Source organism: Exiguobacterium sp. OS-77 (assembly GCF_000414195.2).
GTDB lineage: Bacteria > Bacillota > Bacilli > Exiguobacteriales > Exiguobacteriaceae > Exiguobacterium_A > Exiguobacterium_A indicum.
The window spans coordinates 2,666,254-2,691,662 of record NZ_DF239008.1 but is presented as its reverse complement, the minus strand read 5'-3'; the positions used below and the strand labels follow the sequence as shown (position 1 = coordinate 2,691,662).

General features: G+C 48.5%; 21 protein-coding genes. 17 read left to right on the top strand and 4 right to left on the bottom strand.

The genetic code is table 11. The annotated features are described in order from the left end of the window. Nucleotides 1-20: 20 nt before the first annotated feature. From EXG77_RS13785 to ligA, 6 genes are all read left to right on the top strand, one after another. Nucleotides 21-335: a YerC/YecD family TrpR-related protein gene (locus EXG77_RS13785; RefSeq protein WP_023467078.1), complete on the top strand. Its 315-nt coding sequence runs from the start codon at nt 21-23 to the stop codon at nt 333-335. 37 nt (nt 336-372) lie between these two features. Further along, nucleotides 373-1,752 carry a TrkH family potassium uptake protein gene (locus EXG77_RS13780; protein ID WP_035398960.1) on the top strand — a complete coding sequence of 460 codons (1,380 nt, stop codon included), beginning with the start codon at nt 373-375 and terminating at the stop codon, nt 1,750-1,752. Nucleotides 1,753-1,764: 12 nt separating this feature from the next. After that, nucleotides 1,765-1,989, top strand: a complete 225-nt coding sequence (locus EXG77_RS13775) for a hypothetical protein (protein ID WP_035398958.1) — start codon at nt 1,765-1,767, stop codon at nt 1,987-1,989. 62 nt (nt 1,990-2,051) lie between these two features. After that, nucleotides 2,052-2,747, top strand: a complete 696-nt coding sequence (locus tag EXG77_RS13770) for a heptaprenylglyceryl phosphate synthase (RefSeq protein WP_174316006.1) — start codon at nt 2,052-2,054, stop codon at nt 2,745-2,747. 45 nt (nt 2,748-2,792) lie between these two features. After that, entirely contained in the window at nt 2,793-5,018 is a 2,226-nt protein-coding gene (gene pcrA / locus EXG77_RS13765; RefSeq protein WP_035398955.1) for a DNA helicase PcrA, read from the top strand. 14 nt (nt 5,019-5,032) lie between these two features. Then, nucleotides 5,033-7,027, top strand: coding sequence for an NAD-dependent DNA ligase LigA (ligA, locus tag EXG77_RS13760; RefSeq protein WP_035398953.1), 1,995 nt, complete (start codon nt 5,033-5,035; stop codon nt 7,025-7,027). 72 nt (nt 7,028-7,099) lie between these two features. Here the strand turns inward: ligA and EXG77_RS13755 are convergent, their stop codons facing one another. Continuing rightward, nucleotides 7,100-7,681 (bottom strand): class D sortase, encoded by a 582-nt coding sequence (locus tag EXG77_RS13755; RefSeq protein ID WP_035398951.1) that lies wholly within the window; start codon nt 7,679-7,681, stop codon nt 7,100-7,102. A gap of 134 nt (nt 7,682-7,815) precedes the next feature. Between EXG77_RS13755 and EXG77_RS13750 the strand changes: the two genes are divergently transcribed. The 3 genes from EXG77_RS13750 (at nt 7,816) to EXG77_RS13740 (ending at nt 11,310) form a co-directional block, all read left to right on the top strand. Then, a complete protein-coding gene (locus EXG77_RS13750; RefSeq protein WP_023467087.1) occupies nt 7,816-8,994 on the top strand; it encodes a CamS family sex pheromone protein in 1,179 nt (392 codons plus the stop codon). 272 nt (nt 8,995-9,266) lie between these two features. Next, the gene (locus tag EXG77_RS13745) at nt 9,267-10,121 is read left to right on the top strand and encodes a MurR/RpiR family transcriptional regulator (RefSeq protein WP_023467090.1); all 855 of its coding nucleotides are present in this window, start codon (nt 9,267-9,269) and stop codon (nt 10,119-10,121) included. A 13-nt stretch (nt 10,122-10,134) separates the two neighbouring features. Continuing rightward, complete coding sequence (locus EXG77_RS13740; protein ID WP_035398948.1) at nt 10,135-11,310, top strand: M20 family metallopeptidase; 1,176 nt, start codon at nt 10,135-10,137, stop codon at nt 11,308-11,310. 56 nt (nt 11,311-11,366) lie between these two features. On the opposite strand, the gene EXG77_RS13735 is transcribed toward EXG77_RS13740, so the two are convergent. Beyond that, nucleotides 11,367-11,561, bottom strand: coding sequence for a YwbE family protein (locus tag EXG77_RS13735; RefSeq protein ID WP_023467094.1), 195 nt, complete (start codon nt 11,559-11,561; stop codon nt 11,367-11,369). A gap of 195 nt (nt 11,562-11,756) precedes the next feature. Here EXG77_RS13735 and EXG77_RS13730 point away from each other — a divergent pair, with 195 nt between their 5' ends. From EXG77_RS13730 to glsA, 3 genes are all read left to right on the top strand, one after another. Then, a complete protein-coding gene (locus tag EXG77_RS13730) occupies nt 11,757-12,614 on the top strand; it encodes a DnaJ C-terminal domain-containing protein (RefSeq protein WP_035398947.1) in 858 nt (285 codons plus the stop codon). Nucleotides 12,615-12,620: 6 nt separating this feature from the next. After that, nucleotides 12,621-15,197: an ATP-dependent chaperone ClpB gene (gene clpB, locus EXG77_RS13725; RefSeq protein WP_035398945.1), complete on the top strand. Its 2,577-nt coding sequence runs from the start codon at nt 12,621-12,623 to the stop codon at nt 15,195-15,197. 127 nt (nt 15,198-15,324) lie between these two features. After that, nucleotides 15,325-16,257, top strand: a complete 933-nt coding sequence (gene glsA / locus EXG77_RS13720) for a glutaminase A (protein WP_023467099.1) — start codon at nt 15,325-15,327, stop codon at nt 16,255-16,257. Here glsA and EXG77_RS13715 read toward each other — a convergent pair. Then, entirely contained in the window at nt 16,248-17,036 is a 789-nt protein-coding gene (locus EXG77_RS13715; protein ID WP_023467100.1) for a CHAD domain-containing protein, read from the bottom strand. The genes glsA and EXG77_RS13715 overlap by 10 nt on opposite strands. Nucleotides 17,037-17,128: 92 nt before the next feature. Between EXG77_RS13715 and EXG77_RS13710 the strand changes: the two genes are divergently transcribed. From EXG77_RS13710 to EXG77_RS13690, 5 genes are all read left to right on the top strand, one after another. Beyond that, on the top strand, nt 17,129-18,484 hold the full coding sequence (locus EXG77_RS13710; RefSeq protein WP_023467101.1) for an MATE family efflux transporter: 1,356 nt from the start codon (nt 17,129-17,131) through the stop codon (nt 18,482-18,484). Beyond that, a complete protein-coding gene (gene mprF / locus EXG77_RS13705; protein ID WP_035398944.1) occupies nt 18,481-21,039 on the top strand; it encodes a bifunctional lysylphosphatidylglycerol flippase/synthetase MprF in 2,559 nt (852 codons plus the stop codon). The genes EXG77_RS13710 and mprF overlap by 4 nt, the downstream gene beginning before the upstream one ends. A gap of 183 nt (nt 21,040-21,222) precedes the next feature. Continuing rightward, nucleotides 21,223-22,380, top strand: coding sequence for an N-acetylglucosamine-6-phosphate deacetylase (gene nagA, locus EXG77_RS13700; protein ID WP_035398942.1), 1,158 nt, complete (start codon nt 21,223-21,225; stop codon nt 22,378-22,380). Beyond that, complete coding sequence (gene nagB, locus EXG77_RS13695; RefSeq protein WP_035398940.1) at nt 22,377-23,138, top strand: glucosamine-6-phosphate deaminase; 762 nt, start codon at nt 22,377-22,379, stop codon at nt 23,136-23,138. The genes nagA and nagB overlap by 4 nt, the downstream gene beginning before the upstream one ends. Before the next feature lie 299 nt (nt 23,139-23,437). Beyond that, nucleotides 23,438-24,544 carry an LCP family protein gene (locus tag EXG77_RS13690; protein ID WP_238987958.1) on the top strand — a complete coding sequence of 369 codons (1,107 nt, stop codon included), beginning with the start codon at nt 23,438-23,440 and terminating at the stop codon, nt 24,542-24,544. Between the two features lie 51 nt (nt 24,545-24,595). Here the strand turns inward: EXG77_RS13690 and phnF are convergent, their stop codons facing one another. Then, nucleotides 24,596-25,330 carry a phosphonate metabolism transcriptional regulator PhnF gene (gene phnF / locus EXG77_RS13685; protein WP_023467107.1) on the bottom strand — a complete coding sequence of 245 codons (735 nt, stop codon included), beginning with the start codon at nt 25,328-25,330 and terminating at the stop codon, nt 24,596-24,598. Between the last annotated feature and the right edge of the window lie 79 nt (nt 25,331-25,409).

Below are 25,409 nucleotides of genomic sequence, written 5' to 3'. Positions count from 1 at the left end.
ATGGGAAAGGGAGTCACAAGATGCAACTCGATAAATTGCGTGGAAAAGAATTGGATCAGTTATTTACAGCCATCATGAAGATGGATTCATTAGAAGATTGTTATACGTTGTTCGAAGACTTAGCGACCGTCAACGAAATCCAGGCGCTCGCCCAACGTCTTGAAGTCGCACGTCAATTACGTGAAGGCAATACGTATCACAAAATCGAAAAGGCGACCGGTGCTTCAACAGCAACGATCTCGCGTGTCAAACGTTGCTTGAACTACGGTTCGGGCGGTTATGATCTAGCGCTTGCCCGCCTAGGTCTTATCGAGCAAGAAGTAGCGGATAACTAATGTTATCCGCTACTTCTATGAAGGGGGGCGTGTCATATTGGATTTTGCGTTACAACAAAGAATTCAACATTTCATTCGAAAGTTGACGCCCATCCAGTCACTCGTCATCATCTACTTCGTTGCGGTCATCATCGGGATCATTCTGCTCGGTCTGCCGTGGTCGACGAAAGGAAATTACGACTGGGACTTCACGGACCTCGTCTTCATGGCGGTCAGTTGTGTCAGTGTCACGGGTTTGACGACGGTCTCGGTCTCAGAAACCTTCACGACGTTCGGTTACTTCATGATCATGATTTTAGTACAAGTCAGCGGAATTGGCTTGATGTCGCTTCATATCGCGATGTGGGTCATCCTCGGAAAACGAATCGGCTTTCGGGAACGCCAGCTTGTCGTCCGAGATCAGAACCAGACAACGATGCAAGGGGTCGTCAAATACATTCGCGAAGTCATCTTGATCATCGTCTCGATTGAATTGATCGGGGCTTTGATTCTCGGACTATATTACACGAAATATTTTCCGACACTCGGAGAAGCGATGCTCCAAGGACTGTTCGGATCGGTCAGTGCGACGACGAATGCTGGTTTTGATATCACGGGTGAATCGTTACTACCATTTCGGGGTGATTTATTCGTCGTGTTCATGCAAATTTTGTTGCTGACGCTTGGCGCAATCGGGTTTCCTGTACTCGTCGAAGTCAGACGCTACATCTCGTACCGGGCGACACGCCAAGCGACTCGTCAACCGTATCATTTTTCACTATTTACAAAATTGACGGCGTCAACGTTCTTCATTCTCGTCCTGTTCGGAACGGTAGCATTGCTGCTATTTGAATGGAACCAATCCTTTAAAGGTTTACCGATCGATGAGAAGCTCGTCGACGCCTTGTTCCAATCCGTCACGACCCGAAACGGGGGATTGACGACGGTCGACATCACGTCCTTCTCGCAGGCATCGATTTTCGTCTTGTCGCTCTTAATGTTCATCGGAGCGTCACCGTCTTCCGTTGGTGGGGGGATTCGAACGACGACGTTCGCCGTCGCCGTCTTGAGTGTCATCGCCTTCATCCGAGGCGAATACGGGATCAAAATCTTCGGTCGTGAGATTGGTCAGTCAGACATCTGGAAAGCCTTCGTCGTCATCGTCGTCTCGACTGGTGTGACGATGGTCGGATTGATCGTCTTATTGCTTGTCGAAGATGCCCCGTTCCTCGTGCTGTTTTTTGAAGCCTGTTCAGCGTTCGGAACGACCGGTCTATCGCTCGGCATCACGGATCAATTATCGGATATCGGAAAATGGACGTTGTCCGTGTTGATGTTCATCGGTCGAATCGGTGTCATCTCGTTCGTTCTTCTCCTGAAAGCGAACCAACCGAAACGTAACTACAACTATCCGAAGGAATCCGTCATCATCGGATAAGGAGGCTCTTTTATGAAACGTGCCTTTTGGATCAACTTCGCCTATATCTTTGCTGTTCCTGTCTTACCGTTTTTGGCGCTCGTCAACGGCCGAGCACTCTGTTCACCGGATTCGCCGTTACTGGACGTTCCGGTACTCGGCTTCTTTTTGGCAGAACCGTGGGCGTTCGTGCCGGTATATGCCGTCTTTGCGTTGTTACTCGCATCGTTATTGACGAAACGACGGACACACGTCTGACCATCTCGCCCTGCGCGAGATGGTTTTTTGTTTTATACTGAATGTGGAATGAGAAAGAGAGGATGGGACGAACCGTGTTATTACCTTTTAATGAATGGCGACATGTCTTTAAACTAGATCCAGCAAAACCAATTGATGATGCTAGCCTGCAGGCGATTGCGACGTCCGGAACGGATGCGATTCTTGTCGGTGGAACAGATGACATCACACTCGATGCGACGCTTGATCTCTTGATGCGTTTGCGCCGGTATCCAGTCGCAGTGGCACTCGAGATTTCTGAACTCGAAGCCGCAACGATGGGATTTGATACGTATCTGACACCGACGGTCCTGAATGCGGGTACATTAGAGTACGTCGTCGAAAAACAAGTCGAGGCGTTAGAACAAGTCGGTCATATGCTGGCGCATGCTGATCTTGTCGGGGAAGGGTATATCGTCCTGAATCCTGATGCGAAGGTCGCGCATGTGACACAAGCAAAACCGCTAACATTAGATGAGACCGTCGCTTATGCGCAGTTAGCGGATAGCGTCTTCCGTCTACCGGTCGTGTATCTCGAATACAGCGGCGTTTACGGGGAACCGGAACGAGTCGCAGCCGTTCGCGATGTCTTGAAGCAGGCACGCCTGTTTTACGGTGGAGGAATCGACTCCGAAGAGCGAGCGCGTGAGATGCTACAGTATGCGGATACGATCGTCGTCGGGAACGTCATTTATGAGGATTTAAAAGCAGCGCTTGCGACCGTCGCAGCGACACGATAAAATATAGGAACAAAAGTTCGGAATATAAGAAATGAGGCTATTGATATGTTTAATTTGAGTGAACAGCTCGTCAGTGGACTAAACCCTGAGCAAGCAAGAGCAGTCAAGCATACGGAAGGTCCACTGCTGATCATGGCAGGAGCCGGTTCCGGGAAGACACGCGTCCTGACACATCGGGTCGCTTATTTGATGGCGGCTAAACAAGTCGCACCGTGGAACATCCTCGCGATTACGTTCACGAACAAGGCGGCGCGAGAAATGCGAGACCGGATCGGTCGTTTGGTCGGTGGTGTCGCGAACGATATTTGGGTCTCGACCTTCCACTCGATGTGCGTCCGGATGTTACGTCGCGACATCGATCAGCTTGGATACGATCGTAACTTCACGATTCTTGATTCAAGTGATCAGCAGTCGGCGATCAAGCTCGTCTTAAAGGAACAAAACTTGGACCCGAAAAAATGGGATCCACGTTCGATGCTGACGATCATCTCGTCACAGAAAAATGAATTACGCAGTGCTGAATTCTACGCCTCGATCGTGACGAGCCCGTATGAAAAGACAGTTGCTGAAATCTATAAAGGATATGAAGCGGTCTTACGCCGGAACAACGCGCTCGACTTTGATGATTTGATCGGAAAAACGACGGAATTGTTCAAGAAGAGTCCGGATGTCCTTGCTTACTATCAGAAGAAATTCCGTTACATTCATGTCGATGAGTATCAAGATACGAACAAAGCCCAGTATGATCTCGTCAACCTGTTAGCATCGGGACATCAGAATCTCTGTGTCGTTGGAGACTCGGATCAGTCGATCTATCGCTGGCGTGGTGCTGACATCGCGAACATCCTCTCGTTCGAAGAGGACTATCCGAATGCAGCTGTCATCTTACTCGAGCAAAACTACCGTTCTTCGAAACGAATCTTGGAAGCAGCCAACCATGTCATCCAAAACAACTCGACACGCAAAGATAAGAAACTTTGGACGGATAATGATGAAGGCGAGAAGCTGATCGTTCATACGGCGGAGAATGAGCGGGAAGAAGCCTTTTATATCGTCCAGGAGATTCGGAACTCAATTCGTTACGGGATGAAACTGAGCGATATCGCGATTCTGTACCGGACGAATGCACAATCGCGTGCGATCGAGGAAACGCTTCTTAAGTCGAACGTTCCGTACAAAATGATCGGCGGCACGAAGTTCTACGATCGTAAAGAGATCAAGGACGTGCTTGCTTATCTCCGATTGATTTCGAATCCAGATGAAGACCTGTCATTCGCGCGGATCGTCAACGAACCAAAACGCGGGATTGGTGCGACGACGATTGATAAGCTGCGTGATTTCGCCGACTTACAAGGTGTGTCATTGATGGAAGCGATTCGCGATATCGAATTGTCGAGTATCGCACCAAAGACAGCAGCGAAGCTGACGGATTTCCGGACGATGATTCTCGGACTCAGCCAAATGCAAGAATTCATCAGCCTTTCGGAACTAGTCGAAGAAGTGCTCGAGAAATCAGGCTACCGCCAAGTACTGAAGGAAGATAAGACACTTGAAGCGCAGAGTCGTCTCGAGAACATCAACGAGTTCATCACCGTTGCACAAAACTTTGAGAAGGAGACGGCGAAAGCCGATCCAGAAGACCGGACGATCATCGCCTTCTTGACTGATTTGACACTCGTCGCCGATGTTGATTCACTCGACGAGACGGATCCGGAAGAACAAGTCACGTTGATGACGCTTCACTCGGCAAAAGGACTCGAGTTCCCTGTTGTCTTCTTGATTGGGATGGAGGAAGGATTGTTCCCACATAGCCGCTCGCTTCAAGATGAAGACGAGATGGAAGAAGAACGTCGCCTCGCGTATGTCGGGATCACACGTGCTGAGAAACGCCTTTACTTGTCACATGCGCGGATGCGCTCCCTTTATGGACGGACGAACGCGAACCAAGAATCACGGTTCCTAGCAGAGCTGCCGGAAGTCGTCATCGAGCGGACTGGTAAAAAAGCGAAGCCACTCCCATGGGAAGACCGTCCTGTCCCGCAAGGCAAGGCCGTCATCGGTCGCTCGATCAGTAAACCGACAGCAATGAAGACGTCAGGTGCGGAAACGCTCGGTTGGTCGGTCGGAGATAAGGCAGAGCACGGGAAATGGGGACTCGGTACAGTCGTCCAGACTCGTGGTGAAGGGGATAATCTTGAAATCGATATCGCATTCCCAGCAGTCGGAATCAAACGATTGCTCGCGAAATTCGCACCGATTAAAAAGGTATGACGGGAGGTCCACAGATGGACGCAAGCCAGCGTATAGATGAGATTCGTCAAACATTGAACCGATACAGCTACGAATACTACGTACTGGATCAACCAACGGTACCGGATGCGACGTACGATCAATTGCTTCGTGAACTGACGGAGTTAGAAACAGAGCATCCAGAACTGATCACACCGGACTCTCCGACGCAACGCGTCGGAGCAGCACCGCTCGAAGCGTTCGAGAAGGTGACGCATGATTTACCGATGCTGTCGCTCGGAAACGTCTTTGATGAGACGGAAATTCGCGAATGGGTCGCTCGGATTGAGCGGTCGCTCGGACGTTCGACGACGTATGTCGCCGAACTGAAATTCGATGGACTTGCGATCTCGCTGAAATACGAAGACGGTCGGTTCGTTCGTGGGGCAACGCGTGGCGATGGAACAGTCGGCGAGAACATCACGCAGAATCTACGGACGATCAAAGCGTTACCGCTTCGTCTGCAGGCGGAAGAGACGGTCGAAGTCCGCGGTGAGGCTTACATGCCGAAACAATCGTTCGAACGCTTAAATGAAGACCGGGCTAGCCGGGAAGAGACGTTGTTCGCGAATCCGCGTAACGCGGCAGCAGGTAGCTTACGTCAGCTGGATTCGTCGATCACAGCGTCGCGTAATCTGTCGTTATTCGTGTATGGCGTCGGTGTCAATACGTTGACGGCCCGTTCACATAGCGAAGCGATGGCACAACTCGCTTCACTTGGGTTACCGACCAATCAACATATGCAGACGTGTGAGACGGTGGAAGAGATTCTTGCCTACATCGCACATTGGACGGAAGCACGCGCGAGCCTGCCATATGAGATCGACGGAATCGTCTTGAAAGTCGATCGATACGATGATCAGGAGGAGCTCGGCTTCACAGCAAAAAGTCCCCGCTTCGCGACAGCCTATAAGTTCGCGGCGGAAGAAGTCATGACGACAGTCGAAGACGTTGATTTCAGTGTCGGTCGGACCGGGAAAGTCACGCCTCGTGCCCGTTTTGCACCGGTCGTCGTCGCGGGATCGACGGTGACATATGCGACACTACACAACGCCGACTTCATCGCTGAAAAAGATATCCGCCTTCAGGACTCGGTCATCATTAAAAAAGCGGGCGATGTCATCCCGGCAGTCGTACAAGTCGTCACGGCAGAACGGACAGGGGAAGAAACACCGATCGTTTTCCCAACGCATTGTCCGGCCTGTCAATCGGAACTTGTCCGTCTCGAAGGTGAAGTCGACATCCGCTGTGTCAGTCCGGAATGTCCAGCGCAATTGATGGAAGGCATCATTCACTTCGTTTCGCGTCAGGCGATGAACATCGACGGTCTCGGTGAAAAAGTCGTCCGTCAATTGTATGACCATGAAGCAATCCGGACGATTGCCGATTTATATCGACTCGATCGTGAGGAATTATTGACGTTTGATCGAATGGGTGAGACGTCCGTTGATAAATTACTTGCGGCGATCGAAGCTTCGAAACAGAACTCGGTCGAGCGTCTCTTGTTTGGTCTCGGAATCCGTCTCGTCGGTCAAAAAGCAGCATATCTTTTAGCGGAACGTTTTGATTCGTTAGCAGGAATTGCAGCTGCAAGCTACGATGAGATTGTCGCAATCGATGGCATCGGTGGGAAAATCGCAGATTCAATCGTGAAGTACTTCGAACATCCGGAAGCAAAGGCATTGATTCGTGATTTGGAACAACTCGGCGTTAATCAACGTTTCCTTGGGGAACGGGTTGATCAGACGAATGCACCACTCGGTGGCAAAACGATCGTCTTGACGGGGACGCTCGAGAGCTTAAAACGGTCAGAGGCTGGTAAACGACTCGAAGCACTCGGTGCCGATGTGACAGGAAGCGTCAGTAAAAAGACAGACGTACTCGTCGCAGGGGAAAAAGCAGGTTCTAAGCTGACGAAGGCTGAATCGCTTGGTATCGAAATTTGGGATGAAGCACGTCTGTTAGAAGAACTAGCTAAACACGAAGCGTGAGAAGAATGAATGAGAACAATCAAATAAAAAGGAAGGCGGAATTCCGCCTTCCTTTTTTCGTGTTCATCCTTGTCACGAAGCAATCGTCTCGCTCCGAATCAAAGTACCTTGTTTGATGAGACGATTCGTTGCCGTTTCTGGTGGATCACAGGTGATTAATGTGATGGTTGGGGAAGCGACAGATTGATCGAGGACGGACAATGTCGTCGGTGTGACAAGACGACTGGATGTGATGCGGTACGTATACCGATGTGTTTTTGTCGTGACGACGACGGTATCGCCTTTTTGGACGTCAGGCAGGCGATTGAAATGAAGCCCTTCCGTGAAACTTCGGTGTCCGGCGAGCGCATAATTGCCTTTTCCGGGTGATCCGGTTTCTGGAATATGACCGATACTACGGTCTAAGACCGCTGTCGTCGAGCCTTCTAAGATGACTTGCTCGAAATCTATGCTTGGAATCGATAGCAGTCCAACACCTGATTTTGCGAGCGGTTGTTTCGTCTCTTTTGCATCGACGGTCTTTAGACTTTTTGTCCATTGTTCTTTTAAATTGGCTGCCTCTTGTTCACGCTGATAGTCACTGATGAAGGGCCAAGCGATCAGAGCGATGCCTGCGAGTAAAAAAAGCAGACCGATGAATTTACGACGTGTCATGAGAAAAAGTCCTTTCGGATACGCTAAGGCGCATCATCTTTTTTAAAAATCAGGGAAAAACTTGTCCTTCCCCGATGGAAAACGATTCTGTTATGATAAAGAGAACGATTTAAAAACATGGGGTGCAAATAGAGATGAACTATAAAACAGCAGTAGCGTTGACGTTATCGAGCACGTTATTTTTAGGTGCTTGTTCGTTCGACCTTTCGCCAACGAGCGATACGAAAGAAGTCATTACTGAAAGTGAACAAGGTAAGGAAGTCCAAGCCGTTGTCAGTCCAGCCATTGATACGACGGATTCGTACTACCGGACGGTCTTGCCGTTTCGTCCAAGTGTTGCACGTGGAATGACACAAAAACGTGTCAGTTCACGTCTTGAGCTTGATGAAATCGAAACGGGTTTAATGCGTCACTCGACACAGTTTTTTGATCCGGAAAAATACTATTATCAAGAAGGTCAGTTACTCGAAGCTGACCAAATCGCGAAATGGTTGTTACGAAAAGGAAAAGCAGGAGATGGGGTCAGCGATCCAGAAGGTCTGAACCCAGCTTATACGTCTGGTAAGTCGTATAAAGAAAAAAATCAAAAGTCACCTATGATTCTATCGCATATCTTAGAGCAAGACTACATGCTTGAAGAAGATAAGAAACTCGAACTCGGTGGCACGTCGATTGCGCTTGTCTTAAATAGTGAGTATGTGTTCCAAGATGAAAACTATGGACCGACCTATACCGTTAAACTTGATGAAAAGAAAGTCGTTGCTGAAGGAAAGCGGATGGCGAATGATTTAGTCAAGAAGATGCGTAAGACACAAGGGATGAAGACGACACCGATTCACGTCGCTCTCTACCTCCAGGAAAAAGAAGGTTCACCGGTTTCCGGTCACTATCTCTCGTCTGCCTTCATCGGTCGCGGGAATCAAATCAGTGCAAACGACTGGAAAAACTACAATGAGCGCTATTACTACTACCCGTCAGCACGCGCGACGAATGATGTGCGGGATGATGCGGCGAAATTCGATTTATTCAAAGACCGTCTAGAAGACTACTTCCCGAACTACACTGGTATGATGGGGGAAGGCTTCTATCAAGAAGATGAACTGAAAAAGCTTGAGATGAAGATTCCCGTTCAATTTTACGGAAAAGCAGAACTCGTCGCATTCGTTCAGTACGTGACGTATCTGCTTGAGAATCGTTGGGAGTATAATCGAAACATTCCAACGACGATCACTGTGACGAACTTGAACGGGGATACGGAAGCGATGCTGTTCCTCGATCCGGATACAAAGAAACCGATCGTCAAGATTCGCTGATTTCTCGATTCACTTTATGAAGCGACATTCCTCCAATGGACGGAATGTCGCTTTTTTTTGTGTAACGGATGCTGAAAGAGAGAAGTATATGAATCAGAAAGGAAGGGTATGGAAGAAGAATGGTATTTTGTTTCACTTTCCCATTTTTTAGATTTACGAAAGCTAGTAGGAGAGAGCATAATGAAAGAAGAACAGTTCTACACACAGGAACGACGCGGTAAGTGATGAATCGTTAGTTCTTTTAAAAAGAAGAGGATAAAGGGGAGATTTAGATGAAAGGCGGTATCTATTCACAAATCGGTGCAGTTCGAGAGGAACTACCATCATCCTCACGAAAAGTCGCAGACTATGTCTTGACGCATATGAACCAAATTGCGCGCATGACGATTCACCAACTTGCAGAGGAATCAGATACAAGTGCCGCTGCAGTCGTCCGCTTTTGCCGCGCGCTCGGATTAAAGGGATACCCGGAGTTGCGGATGCGCATCTCTGCCGATACAGCACGGACGGATTTAAAAGGGTATCACGATATCGAAAAGGATGAACGTCCTGTCGACTTGATTGAAAAAACGCTTAGTAACAGCATTCAAGCGTTACAGGATACTGCGAAGCAGTTGAATGATGAACGGATTGCGGATGCGATTGATGTGATTGATCAGGCACGCGCGATTTATTTTTACGGGATTGGGGCATCGCATGTCGTAGCTGAAGACGCTGCTCAAAAATGGACGCGTGTCGGGAAACTGGCGATTCAAGAAACGGACCAGCATCTACTTGCAACGATTTTAGCGAATGCACGTAAAGAAGATGTCTTCTTTGCGATTTCCTACAGCGGAGAAACGGAAGAGGTCGTCGAGTTGATCCGTTTGGCGAAAATCCAAGGGCTGAGGGTCATCAGTCTGACACGTTTCGGGGACAATCGGATCAGCCAACTCGCGGATATCGCGCTTTGGACATCCCGCGCACCGGAAGCGCCGCTTCGTAGTGCAGCGCTCAGTTCGCGTCTCGCCCAACTATTTGCAATCGATGTCTTGTTCTTATCGTATGCTGCGGGACATTATGAAGACACGCTCGAACGTCTTCAATACACGCGAGAAAGCGTTAAGACACTGCATCAAAAGAAATAAGGGGGATACATATATGTCAGAACGAACTGCCGGACTAGACGCGTTGTATCCAGAAATGGTCGAGCGCCGTCGTTATTTACATCAGCACCCAGAGTTGTCGTTTCACGAAGTCGAGACCCCGCGTTATATCGCGCGACATTTAAAAGCGCTCGGAATCGAAGTCAGGACGGAGGTCGGCGGACGTGGTGTCGTCGGGTATATTCGTGGAGGAAAACCGGGGAAGACCGTCGCGTTACGTGCTGACTTTGATGCCTTACCGATTGCTGACGCTAAAGAGGTCGCGTATCGGTCAACGGTTCCGGGTGTGATGCATGCATGCGGTCACGATGGTCATACGGCGACGTTGCTGGCCGTCGCAGAGACGCTCATGCAACAGCGGGAATCATTACCGGGGAACGTCGTCTTGATTCATCAACATGCGGAAGAAGTCGTTCCGGGCGGTGCACGCGATATGATTGCGGACGGTTGTCTCGAAGGGGTCGATGTCATCTTCGGAACGCATCTTTGGTCAACAATCGATTTAGGACATGTCGGTGTTCGGACCGGTCCGATCATGGCAGCGGCTGATAAGTTCGAGCTGACCTTATATGGAAAAGGCGGACACGGTGCGAAACCACATGAGACGATTGATGCTGTCTTACTCGGGGCAACGATCGTTAAGGAATTACAATCAATCGTCAGTCGTCAACTCAATCCACTGGAACCGGCAGTCGTGACCGTTGGAACATTACATGCTGGGAATACGTTTAATGTCATTGCAGATCAAGCGATGTTGACAGGAACGGTCCGGACGTTTGATGAAGCGACAGCGGACGAGATCATTGAGCGGATGGAGCGGACGATCAAAGGAATCTGTGAGGCAGTCGGAGCAACGTATCACTTTGCGTACGAAAAAGGCTATCCAGCTGTCATCAACCATGCTGCACCCACCGCATTGATTGAATCTGTCGCACGAGAAGTTTTAGGAGACGAGCGTGTATTTGAGATTGAACCGACGATGGGTGGCGAGGACTTCGCTTATTACTTGCAACACGTACCTGGTGCGTTCTTCTTTACAGGAGCGGGAGATGCTTCGTATCCACCGCATCATCATCCGCAGTTTGATTTTAAGGAGCCGGCGATGCTCGATGCAGCGCGTATTCTCGTCGAAGCGACGTGGCGGTATTTAGAACAAGCGACTGAAGCATGAAAAAAATCGCTCGTCTTGACTCCGAAAAGGAATCAGGGCGAGCGATTGCTGTCTTTTTATCCTAAAATTTCTTGAACACGACCGACTTGACCGTCTTCTAAGCGCACTTTAATCCCGTGCGGATGTTGCGGAGATTTCGTGAGAAGGTCTTTGACGATTCCTTCTGTTCGTTTACCTGTTCGTTGATCTTGCTTCAACACGATGCTGACTTTAAGACCGGGCGTGATATTTTTACGTGTTTTACCATCCATCTGTAGATCCTCCCATCGTTCATTTCCTGTTTGGCTATCAGTATAACATGGTTCAGTCGGTGAAACTTGTTTGTCGCAAGGACGTAAAGTGAAAAGAGAACAGAATGTCAGAAAAAAGTTTGACTATATTTGACCAATTAAGATACGACTTTTATAATTAAGGTAATGAAGTATAGGAAAAGGAAGTGAATTCGAATGGCAAAAGACTACTACCAAACACTCGGTATCGCAAAGGATGCATCGAATCAAGATATTAAGCGCGCGTACCGCAAATTGGCGAAGCAGTATCACCCAGACGTCAATAAAGAGGCGAGTGCGGACCAGCGTTTCAAGGATATCCAAGAAGCCTTCGATGTGCTTGGAGATGAGGAAAAACGAGCGAAGTATGATCGATACGGCAGTAACTTCGATCAGATGGCAGGTGCTGGAGCTGGTGGCGCTGGAGATTACGAAGATCTGTTCCGACAGTTCGGAGGTGGTGGACGGACACGACCTGGACAATCGTTCGGATTTGAAGACATGTTCGGTTCGTTCTTTAGTCAGGAAGAAGTGTCGACCGATGAAGAGCTTGAATTGACGGTCCCACTCAGTCATCTTAGTACGAACGAAAAAGTCACGGTGCGTCTTGCGACGGGTTCGATCCAGCTGACGCTTCCGAAAGATGTCTATGACGGTAAAAAAGTCCGCTTACGTGGAAAAAGTTCAATGCGTAACCGACAAGGTGTCGCGGGAGATGTTTACGTGACGATTCACTTGAAGGATGACGATCAATTCCGACGGGTCGATCAAGACGTCATTTCAACCGTCCGTGTTCATCCGACGACGCTTGTGCTTGGAGGCGAAGTCGTCGCAGATACGCTTGAAGGGAAACGAATCAAACTGAAAGTCAAACCGGGCACGAAACCAGGAGCACGACTCCGGATTCCAAATCGTGGTCTCAGTCAAGCGAATGGTCATCGTGGGGCGTTACTCGTTCAACTCGAAGTCAAGTTACCTGAGATGGACCGTGCCTTTTATGAAGAGTGGGAACGTCAACTTGCAGTGAAGGAGTGATCAAGGATGGATTTTGAACGTTTAACGGATCGGGCACACGAGGGAATCGTCTCTGCCCAAGCGATCGCGAAACAACGTCGTCATAGTGAAATCACAGAATGGCATTTGTTACTCGCCTTACTTGCTCAAGAAGAAGGAATTGCACGAGTTGTCTTTGAAAAGTTGAATCAACGGATTGAGACATTGAATGCTGCGATTGACGAGGCGATTGGTAAACTTCCTGCCTTGTCCCAGGCGACGACGCCTCGGATCGGGGGCTCGTTGCTGAACGTGTTGACGGAAGCAGAGACGGAAGCGCGCCTCATGCAGGATGACTATGTCTCCGTCGAACACTTATTGCTAGCATTGATCAAACAATCAAGTCCAGCAGCTCAGTACCTACGTCGTCAAGGCATCACAGAAGAGACACTCCGGGAAGCGATCGTCAGTATGCGAGGCAATCGGAAGGTCACGACGAAAAATCCTGAAGAGACGTTTGATGTGCTGAAAAAATATGGACGTGATCTCGTAGCGGATTTCCGGTCTGGGAAAACAGACCCGGTCATCGGTCGTGATGATGAGATTCGACGTGTCATCCGGATTTTGAGTCGGAAGACAAAAAACAATCCCGTCTTGATTGGAGAACCCGGCGTCGGGAAAACGGCAATCGTTGAAGGACTCGCGCAACGGATCGTCCGAGGAGATGTACCGGAGAGTCTGAAGAACAAGCAGTTGTTCAGTTTAGACATGAGTGCGCTCGTCGCTGGTGCGAAATACCGTGGTGAGTTCGAAGAGCGACTGCAAGCAGTCTTGAATGAAGTCAAGGAAGCCGAAGGACAGATTCTCTTGTTCATCGATGAGCTGCATACGATTGTCGGTGCTGGGAAGACGGACGGCGCAATGGATGCCGGAAACATGCTCAAGCCGATGCTTGCGCGAGGAGAATTGCACTGTATCGGTGCGACGACGCTGGATGAGTACCGGAAGTATATCGAAAAGGACCCGGCGCTCGAACGTCGCTTCCAACAAGTCCTCGTCGCGGAACCAGATGTCGAGGATACGATCTCCATTCTGCGTGGACTAAAAGAACGATTCGAGATTCACCACGGTGTACGGATTCATGACAATGCGCTCGTCGCGGCGGCGATGTTATCCGATCGGTATATTACGGATCGGTTCATGCCGGATAAGGCGATTGATCTCGTTGATGAAGCATGTGCGATGATTCGGACCGATATGGAGTCGATGCCAGCTGAACTCGATTCGCTCGTCCGTCGAGTCATGCAGCTCGAAATCGAGGAAGCAGCGTTAAAGAAAGAGACGGATGAAGCATCCCGGAAACGACTCGCCGTCTTACAGCAAGAACTCAGTTCTGTCCGAGAAGACGAGAGTGCGCTACGGACACGATGGGAACGGGAGAAAGAGAGTTCGCAAAGTGTTCAGCAGTTACGTGCGGATCTTGAGAAAGCGAAACTGGCGTTACAAGAAGCGGAAGGGCGCTATGACTTGAACCGAGCATCGGAAATCAAGTACGGGCAAATTCCGGATCTTGAGGCACGTCTGAAAGTCGCGGAAGAGTCATCTGAACACGTCTCACACGAACTCGTTCGAGAAGCGGTGACGGAAGAAGAGATATCCGACATCGTTTCGAAATGGACCGGTATTCCGGTGACGCGGCTTGCTCAGGGCGAACGCGAAAAATTACTTTATCTTGAAGATACGCTTCATGATCGCGTCTTCGGTCAAGACGAAGCAGTCCGTCTCGTCGCGGACGCTGTCATTCGAGCGCGAGCAGGCATTAAGGATCCGAACCGTCCGATTGGCTCGTTCTTGTTCCTCGGTCCGACAGGGGTCGGGAAGACAGAACTCGCAAAAGCCTTGGCAGCCGCGATGTTCGATAGTGAAGATCACATCGTCCGCATCGATATGTCGGAGTATATGGAAAAACACAATGTCTCCCGTCTCGTCGGTGCGCCTCCGGGATACGTCGGTTATGAAGAAGGCGGTCAATTGACGGAAGCCGTCCGACGGAGCCCGTATTCGGTGCTGTTGTTCGATGAGATTGAAAAAGCGCACGGAGACGTCTTCAATATCTTGCTTCAGTTGCTCGACGATGGTCGATTGACGGATGCGCAAGGACGCGTCGTCGACTTCAAGAACACGATCGTCATCATGACGTCAAACATCGGGGCGCCAATCCTGCTTGAAGCAGCAAAAGATGGTGTCATCGATGCAACGGAAGAGGAAGCCGTTCGCCAAGAACTGAAGCGCCACTTCCGACCGGAGTTCTTGAACCGGATCGATGATACGATTTTATTCCATCCACTCCACCGGACGGAAATCGAACGAATCATCGACAAAGCGGTCGAGAAAATGAGTTCACGTTTATCTGGACGTGGTATTACGATTGATGTCACGGATGCTGCGAAGACGTTGATTTTCGAAGAAGCATTTGAACCACAATACGGCGCGCGTCCAATCAATCGTTATATGCAACGAACGATTGAGACGAAACTTGCCCGTGCCTTGATTAGTGGGGCGATTCAAGATGGTGCCCGGATTGCGATTGATGTAGAAGACGGTGAACTTGTCGTCCACGGATGAAGCAGATGCTAGAAAAAGGAGTCGACTCGGCTGAAACGAGTCGACTCCTTTTAGCGTTTACGGAAGAACCATATCCGTATCCGTCAGATGCGTGATAAGCTAGAAAAAAAGAGAAAGAGGGAACGCCATGAATGTTACACAAGCACAACTCGAGGAGTTGATTGAAGAATGCCGTCCGTATACGGTGCTTGGACAAGTCGCCAGTTACATCCCAGAGCTTGCGAAGGTTGATCCGACACAGCTCGGAATCGCCGTCTGTAATGCCGACGGAACGTTCGTTTCGGCAGGTGATGCGGATACGATGTTTACGCTACAGAGTGTATCGAAGATCATCACGCTCGCATTCGTCCTCGAGACATTCGGAGAAGATTATGTCTTTTCAAAAGTCGGGATGGAACCGACGGGCGATGCGTTCAATTCGATCGCAAAACTCGAAGAGACGATTCCAACAAAACCGCTTAATCCAATGATCAATGCAGGAGCACTAGCCGTGACGAGCATGTTACCGGGAACGGATGCTGCCGATAAATTACTTCAATTGCGTCAATTCATCGCAAAGCTATTGGATATTGAAGTAGAAATGGTAAAATATGACGCAGATGTTGCTGAATCGGAATTCGAAACGACGGATTTAAATCGCGCATTGTTGTACTTCATGCGCTATCACGGTGTCATCGAAGGCAATGTCGAAGAAATCATCGACGTCTATACGAAACAATGTGCGATTTTGACGAACTGTAAAGGACTTGCCATGATGGGGAAAATTTTGAGTACATCTGGAAAAACACCATCAGGACGCCAAGTCATTTCACGTCGGAACGCACGAATCATTCGAGCGATCATGACGACGTGTGGCATGTACGATGCATCTGGAGAATTTTCCGTCCAAGTCGGGCTTCCAGGAAAAAGTGGTGTTTCCGGTGCAGTCGTTGCTTGCGGTCGAAGTGATTTCGATATGGCTGATCTCGGAATCGGTGTCTTTGGACCATCGCTTGACGCAAAAGGAAACTCCATTGCCGGAACAAAAATGCTGGAATTACTCGTTCAACGTCATCCATGAGCGATTTCAATCTGATCAAGCGCAGAACGTAGCTCGTCCTCTAACCGCTTGATCTGACGCAAACGCTCTTCTTGATAAGCAGATGGAACCTCGAAAGAGCGCCATCTTTCTAATCGCTGATACGTATCATTGATGTGTCCGAGTCGTGTCTGGGTTGTCTTTAGACGATCAACAGCAGACTTCGGTTGATGCGTGTAGGGACGAAGGTACTCGACCGTATAACGGTATGCTTTTGTAGCAAGCCGTAATTCATGCATCCGTTCGACACGCTTCGTTCCATCCTTTCGTTGCACTTTTTCAAATTGTTCACGTTTTTTCTCATAGCGTTTCTCAGCGGCCTGAATCAGCTCTTTTTCTGACATCCGCTTGAGGCGCTTTGTCATCGGACCAGCTAAAAAGCGACGAACGGATCGATCCAGTTCATTGGAGATCAAGAGATGCATCGTCTCGATTAAAGTCGAACGTTTTCCTTGAAGTTGCAGAGCGACATGGTTCGCGAACAACTGATCGATTTCTGTTTTGTTTGAGGTCGCTTCGAGTTGTACGTCGAGGTCACGGACTTCGCCGAAAGCATGCATCAGCCGCTTCCAAATCAAATAAACGGGTTCCTCCGTCAAATCGACCAATCGGGCGAATGTGATCAGTTTCCGTAACCGAATCCGCGCTTGATGGACATCTTCCGGATTCTCAAACGTTTGAGCCTCTTTGGCATAATGATTGAAGGTAGACCATGTCTCAAGCAGTTCGAAAGTCAGCTTTTCAGTATCTCGATGGTTCATGAGATGAATCCCTCCTCGGATTATTTTCGTAAGAGTTCAAGAGTGCTAGGTTTTAAAATTAAGGAGGACTCCTCCTGAAATGTGGTGGAAACATGTTAGAAACAGTTACGTTCTCAGGAAAGATGAAGCAGTTCATGAAAATTTTCTTTCCCATCCTCGTAACGCAAGTCGCGTTTTACTTAATTAGTTTTTTCGATACGGTCATGGCCGGTCGATATGGTTCTGCTGATTTAGCAGGAGTCGGTGTCGGAGCAAGTCTCTGGGCACCCGTCTACACAGGACTGACCGGTATTCTACTTGCCGTCGCACCGCTCGTTTCCCAAGCGATGGGAGCGAAACGCGAGCGGGAAGTCAAACGGATCGTCATGCAGGCGTTGTACGTTGCTGTTGTGATCATTGGTTTGACCGTAGTCATCGGACTTATTGCTGTCAATCCGATTCTCGAACGGATGGAGTTATCAGCAGAGGCGCGTGAAGTCGCGCGAAATTATCTCGTGATGTTAGCACTCGGGATCGTACCGATGTTCGTTTTCTTCGTTTTACGAACACTCGTCGATTCATTAGGTAAATCAAATATCACGATGGTCTTACTACTAATCTCTTTACCCATTAACGTCCTTTTCAATTATCTATTCATCTTCGGAAACTTCGGTTTTCCGGAACTTGGTGGAGTGGGCGCGGGAGTTGCGACTGCCATCACGTACTGGATTCTCTGTCTAGCGATCATCGCTGTCGTCTTCAAAGGAGAATTATTTCAACGCCTTGGGATTCTGCGGCGCTTTTACCGTCCAGATATGAAGCGAATCAAGGAATTGATTCTACTCGGTGCTCCGATTGGTCTAGCGATTTTTTCTGAAGTCAGTATTTTCTCGGCGGTCACGTTGCTGCTCGGAGCGTACGGCGATGTCATCATCGGTGCCTATCAAGCGGCCATCAACTTCGCTTCGTTCGTCTATATGATCCCATTATCTGCTGCGTCCGCTTTGACGATCACAGTCGGTTTTGAGGTCGGTGCCAAACGAATCAAGGACGCTGTCCAGTACGTCGTCATTGGATTGACGATGTGTGTTGCCGTCTCCTTGTTCTCCGGGATCTTGTTGTACTTAAAGAATGAAGAACTTGCCGCTTTATATAGTCGTGATCCTCAAGTCATCGAAGCAGCCGCACACTTCATGATTTTAGCGATTTTCTTTCAACTGTCGGATGCCGTTGCTGCACCGACGCAAGGTGCATTACGTGGATTCAAGGATGTCAACGTCACCTTCTTGTTGACGATTGCTGCCTACTGGGTCATTGGACTACCATTAGGTTTTTATCTCGAACGCTATACGACGCTCGGGCCAGATGGTTACTGGTGGGGATTGATCATCGGTCTTGCGGTCGGAGCAACGCTACTACTTGTTCGTCTTATGCATTTAATCCGTAAATCAAGGAGGCTGGCAGCTTGAAATTCTCAAAACAACGCATCATGACGATTGCGAAGATCATCTTGCCGATCGTCTTGATTGGATTCATTTTTTATCAAGGACAAAACGAATTGCGTAGTTTGTCGCTACAGGAATCGATTCAAGCGATTCGTCAAGTCCCATCTTGGCAATTCATCCTGTTGATTCTCGCAGGTCTTGCGGCAGTCTCGACGATGTTCTTTTATGACTTCTTCTTATTACGTTCATTGGAGGCGAAAGCACCGATCGGACTAATCTTCCGAGCATCCTGGATTGCGAACTCCTTTAACGGCATCATCGGATTCGGCGGTCTCGCTGGGATGGCGATCCGCTCCGCTCTTTATCGACCATTCGTTGAAGGTGGTCGTTTGTTGAAGGCGATCGGCTGGATGGCACCGACGTTGATCAGTGGATTGTCCATCTTATCTGCCTTATCGCTTCTGCACGTTTTTCCGGCGTTTGAAGTGCTCGATTTAAAAAAATGGCTGTGGCCCGTCATCATTGGTGTCGCATTCTTCTTTCCACTCTATCTACTGTTCTCGTTTCGACGAGGCAATAGCAGCATCCATTCGAAATCGATTGCGTTATATTCACTCGTCTCACTCGCAGAATGGTTCAGTGCTGGCGTTGTCGTCTATCTGATTTTGGCAGCGCTCGGAACGGATGTCAGTTTCTCAAAAGTCATCGGTGTTTTCATCATCGCTGCGACAGCCGGTTTGATCTCGATGGTACCGGGTGGGTTTGGTTCGTTTGACTTAGTGTTTTTGATCGGCATGCAGCGTGCGGGTGTCGAGGAAGGCATCGTCTTGACAGGATTATTGATCTACCGTCTTGTCTACTACTTGATTCCGTTCCTGATCGGTGTCATTTTCTCAGCTCGGGAGTTCAGCGGTCCGGTCGTCAAGATGATCGAAGACAAACCGATCGTTGGTCCATCGATGGAGGTCGGGGGCGTCATTTGGCGCTTACAACTGCGATTCCTCAGTAAAATTCGTCATTTCACACTCGCATTGATCACACTCGTTGCCGGGATCACGATCTGGGGATTGGCGATTTTACCACCTGTCTCGACGCAATATGAATATTTGGAATCGAAATTACCGCATGAAGCGCTGTTACTCGCGAATAGTTTCTTCTTGATGGGCGGCTTATTGTTCGTCCTCTTATCGACAGCACTGTATCGTCGAACAAAACGGTCGTTATATATGATGTACGGGGCATCTTTTTTCGCATTGATTGGAATGGCACTTCGTGGTTTTAACTTGATTTCTTTCCTTGCCGTCATCCTCGTTCTCGTCTTGCTACTGATGTCGCGAAAAGCATTTCACCGAGAACGAACGCTCATTACGACGACACGCTTCATCCGGGTTGCCTTCGCTGGTCTATTGTACATTGGAGGATTCGTCTTTTTTGGATACGCCTTCTATACACTCGGATCAGCAGATGGAACAAAAGTGTATCCGGCACACGAAATTTTCATGTTTGCAGCGAGTGCCTCTATCTTTGCGCTCGTGTATGTTCTCGTCTTCATCCGCTTATTCAACACATTCAATCAACCGGTTCTCGGTGAGCGATTCGATGCTGAAAAGATCGAATCGGTATTGCGTGAGCAGGGTGGGAATTATTTGAGCCATCTCGCGTTTCTAGGTGATAAACGTTTCTTCTTCTCCGAAACAGGACGTTCATTCATCCAGTTCAGTCAGACCGGTAATCGGATCATGGTCCTTGGCGACCCCAGTGGAGATCCGAAGGAACATTCACAAGTCATCGCGTCTTTCTTACGTCGCGTCGAAGATCTTGGATATATTCCGAACATCTATCAAATTCAAGCGCAAAATATGTCTCTCTATCATGATTTTGGCTTCAACTTCTTCAAACTTGGTGAAGAAGCGATCGTTGATATTCCATCTTTCACTGTATCAGGAAAAAAACGAGCTGGACTTCGGTCGATTAAAAATCGCTTTGAACGAGAGGGCATGACGTTCGAAGTAGTCGAGCCACCTATTTCAGGAACTCTATTAGCAGAACTACAAGAGGTCTCCGACGAATGGTTAGGCGGTAAGTCCGAGAAAGGCTTTTCGCTCGGTTACTTCCACGAACCTTATTTAAATCGAGCGCCGATTGGCATCATGCGTGAAGCGGAAGGACGATTGATCGGGTTCATGACATTCATGCCTGCTTACCAAGAAGGGGTCCTATCGATTGACTTGATGCGTTTTCGACCAGATGGACCGAATGGAATCATGGATGCGATGTTCATCCGACTATTCGAGTATGCGAAAGATGAAGGCTACCACACGTTCAACATGGGAATGGCTCCGCTTTCGTCCGTCGGAGAGGACGAGACGTCCTTCTGGCAAGAACGTGTGGCAGCGGATGTCTTCAATAATATTCGCTACATGTATAGTTTCACCGGTCTACGACGATACAAAGAAAAGTACGATCCAAAATGGGAAGGACGATATCTTGCTTACCGAAAGCGTCAATCGTTACCGATGGCAATCTTAAAAGCAACGTGTCTGATTTCTCGAAAGAAAGACCGGATTTTATTACCATGATCGACTGACGCATGAAGTCGGCAATCGACGGGTATACAAAGGGCGACCCTATATCTACGGATATGCGGGATCGTCCTTTTATAATTTTGTTTAAATGTACAAAGGTCTATACAACTAGAATTAATCGCGTTATACTAGATACGGAAGCAAGTCATGGAACGGATAGAGAAAGGAAGATGCCAGATGACAGTGATCATCAATGCTCGGATTTACACGGGAGAGCAGACGATTGAAGACGGCTTCATTCGTTTTGACCGAACAATCGAGGCGATTGGACCCATGTCGAAATTCGAGGAAATCGCAGGAGAAGAGATGATCGATGCGCAGCATCAATCACTCATTCCGGGAATGATCGATGTGCATATTCATGGGGGATATGATGTCGATGTCATGGATGGAGATGTCGAGAGGTTGCGTCATTTCAGCCGACAGATGTTACAAGAAGGTGTGACATCATTTTTAGCGACGACGATTACTCAGGACTGGGGAAATATCACACGCGCGCTTGAGACGGTCCGAGAAGTCGTAGCGCAAGACGATACAACGATCGTCGGCGTTCATCTTGAAGGACCATTCATCAATCCGGATTATGCGGGTGCACAGCCTCACGAACATATCGTCGAACCGGATGTCGAGCAGTTCTTGAAATGGCAAAAAGCAGCAGGGAACACGATCAAGCTCGTCACATACGCTCCGGAACGCCCGGGAGCACGGGCGTTCGAAGAAGCGGTGCGCTTGACGGGTGCGATTCCGTCAGCCGGACATACAGACGCGACGTATGCCCAAAACCAAGCCGGTCACGTCACGCATGGTACCCACCTCTACAATCAAATGCGGGCACTTCATCACCGGGAACCAGGCACGGTCGGATATTGCCTCCTGACACCAGACGTCTATGCGGAGATCATTCCGGATGGGATTCACATTGCGCCAGAAATGGTCGACTTCGCCTACCGAATGAAAGGCGCAGATCGACTGATCGTCATCACGGATGCGATGCGTGCAAAAGGATTAGCTGATGGTGAATATGAGTTAGGTGGTCAGGCTGTATTCGTTCGAGACGGTGCGGCACGTCTTGAAAACGGTAGCTTAGCTGGAAGTGTCTTAACGATGGACGCCGCCTTACGGAATATCATCGCCTATACAGGCTGTTCGCTCGAAGAAGCGGTCCGCATGACATCGGTCAATGCGGCAAAAGAACTTCAATTGACTCAAAAGGGAAGCCTCTCGGTCGGCAAGGATGCGGACATCGTCCTGCTCGACGAAGCGCTACACATTCAAGAAACGATTCATCGTGGTACGCGACACCGGATCACGAACGGAAAGGAGTCTACCTCATGAAATGGATGATCGTAGAAAAAGGAGAAGAATTAGCACAGGTGGCCTATCAATTTTTGAAACAGGAAATTGAGCGTCACCCGGAAGGTTTGACGGTAGGACTGGCAACGGGAAGTTCACCGGTCGGCGTCTATGAAGAATGGCGGAAGGATTCGCTCGATTGTCGACATGTGACGACGGTTAATCTAGACGAATATGTCGGTCTCAGCCCAGAGCATCCACAAAGTTATCATAAGTTCATGCAAGAGCATCTATTCAAAGATGTCGCGTTTAAGGAATCATTCGTTCCAATCGGGGACACAGAAGATCCCGTGCGCGAAAGTGAACGATATGAAGCGCTCGTCCGCAATCGAGGAATCGACATTCAATTACTTGGAATCGGAGCGAATGGACACATCGCCTTCAATGAACCAGGTACACCGTTCGATGCTAAGACACACGTAACGGAATTGACAGAGTCGACACGAGAAGCGAACCAACGATTCTTTGATCGATTAGAAGAAGTACCGACGAAGGCGATCACGATGGGAATCGGTACGATCATGGAAGCGAAGAAAATCCTTCTCGTTGCTTCTAGTGAACGAAAGGCAGAAGCGGTTCGCGACATGATGGAAGGTGTCGCAACAACGGATTGTCCAGCGACTATACTCAAGCGTCATGCTGATGTCATGGTGATTTTGGACGAAGAAGCTGCATCTTTATTGTCAGATGACGCTAAACGTACAGGACGAGCGGCTTATCTGAATTTCATGAAAGTATGACGATGGAAGAGCGATGAATCAAAAGGGATAGAGACAATCATTGGATTGACTCTATTCCTTTTTTTGATTCTGTTGAGCCTAGTCTCAAGCGATTTTTTATTTTGATAGAAAGGCATCAACAGGACATATACCAAGATCATTCAATCTCATGATACAGCGCACTAAGGGTCCATGATTTTTTCAGTGCAACGATTCCATACGATTTCTTTAATCGAAACGTAAATTGACATTTCATTAAATGTACGGATAATGGAGATTAGCGAACTTTACGGAAAATTTACATGAAAATGAGGGTTTACATGATGGAAACGCGATCCGCACGAAAGAGACAGCCAAGTGCTGGCAAGATGTTCATGAAAGTCATCGCTGCACTCGTCCTGCTTGTCACAATCATCGGTTCTGGATATGCTGGAGCTGTTTTTATTAAAACGCAAGAAACATTGGCAAAGACGCAGATTAACATTCCCGGCTCGAAGGTGAGCTCTAAATATGATGATGTTCCGTCTGAATCGTTCTTGATTCTTGGGACGGATGAAACGAAAAAAAGTAAAGAACGAAATGAACCGGCGCGATCAGATGTCATGATCGTCGGAATCTTAAATAAAAAAACGGAACAATTAGTGTTGACGAGTATTCCGCGTGATTCACTCGTGAACATCGATTATTCGAAATACGATGTACCTTATGGTAAGACAGGTGTTGAGCAAGATAAAATCACCCATGCCCATTACTTCGGTTCGATGGATCAATCGAATTCCTATAATGGGATTAAATTAGCACGTGAAACGACAGAAAACCTACTCGGTATTCAAATCGATCACGTTGTTAAAGTTAATTTCCAAGGATTTGTTCAATTGATCGATGCATTGGACGGCGTAGACATCGATGTACGATATGCGTTCAAAGAGCAAGATTCAAAACGTAAAGCCGGTACTGTCACTGTTGATAAAGGGATGCAACATTTAACAGGAGAGCAAGCACTTGCTTACGTCCGGAACCGTCATGATGATCCGCTCGGTGATATCGGACGCGGTCAAAAACAGATGCAAGTCATTCAGGCGGTCGCCAAAGAAGCGGCAAGTTTCCGTTCCCTCAGTGCATACCGTGATATTTTGGATGCTGTCGGTGATAACGTCGAAACGAACTTAGGTCCGAACGATTATACACGCTTAGCAGATTTCACAGCAGCGCTACGTAATACGACGGAGTACCAACTCGCTGGAGAAGGCTACATCGGTATTAGCGGGAAATGGGAATACCATCTCGATCCGAATCAATTGGAGCAAGTGAAAAGTAATTTAGCGAAAGCGATGCAAGGTCAAGAAGTCGAACCGATCAAGGAAGAGACAGACCCGGCACAAAGTACGACAGAAGAGTCAATTCCCAATACAGAAACTCAACAATAAGCGTTGGAAAATCCCCTTGTATCGTCACTGTACGACGATACAAGGGGATTTTTAGCGTTGGCGTTCCATTTCGACGGTGAAGGTATAGCGGTCGCCGCGGTAAGCGGAGATGACGTATTCAAACGGTTGCTCCGTCGCGAGATACGTCAGTTGCTCGACGGATAAGACAGGCGAAGCGGTCGATAGACCAAGATGACCCGCCTCTTCCTTTGTTGCAAGACGTGATTCGAACGTTTGACTCGCACGTCCAAGATTTAATCCGCTCGCTTCTGCAAATGCATAGAGCGATGCGGTCGCGACGTCTTGATCGAGTCCAGGTAAGAGCTGTTCCGGGATATAGACGGTCTCAAGGGCAAGCGCTTGCTCATCTGCGATTCGTAAACGTTTCAATTCATACACGGATGCCCCTTCGCGAATCCGGAGCTTGTTTGCGATCGTCATCGACGCGTCGATGATTTGATAGGAGAGAAGCGCACTCGTCGGTTCTAGTCCAAGATGTTCCATCTCTTCTGAGAAACTCGTCAAGCCAGACAGTTGCATGACGATTTTTTTATTCGCGACGAATGTTCCTCGTCCTTTTTGACGAATCAAGTAACCGGCGTTGACCAAGTTTGAAATGGCTTGCCGGACCGTCATTCGGCTAATTTGATGCGCTTCCGCAAATTCGCGCTCGGACGGAATTAGATCGCCAGGTTGAAGAACACCGCTTTCGATTTGTTGTTTTAAGGCAGCTTCGATTTGATAGTAGATGGGGAGTGGTGAATTTTTATTGATATGCTGAATCACGGCATTTCGTCCCTTCGCGATCGGTAGTCTTTCGTCTAGTGTACTAGGAAAAAGGCAAGCCGACAAACGATTCTGGATG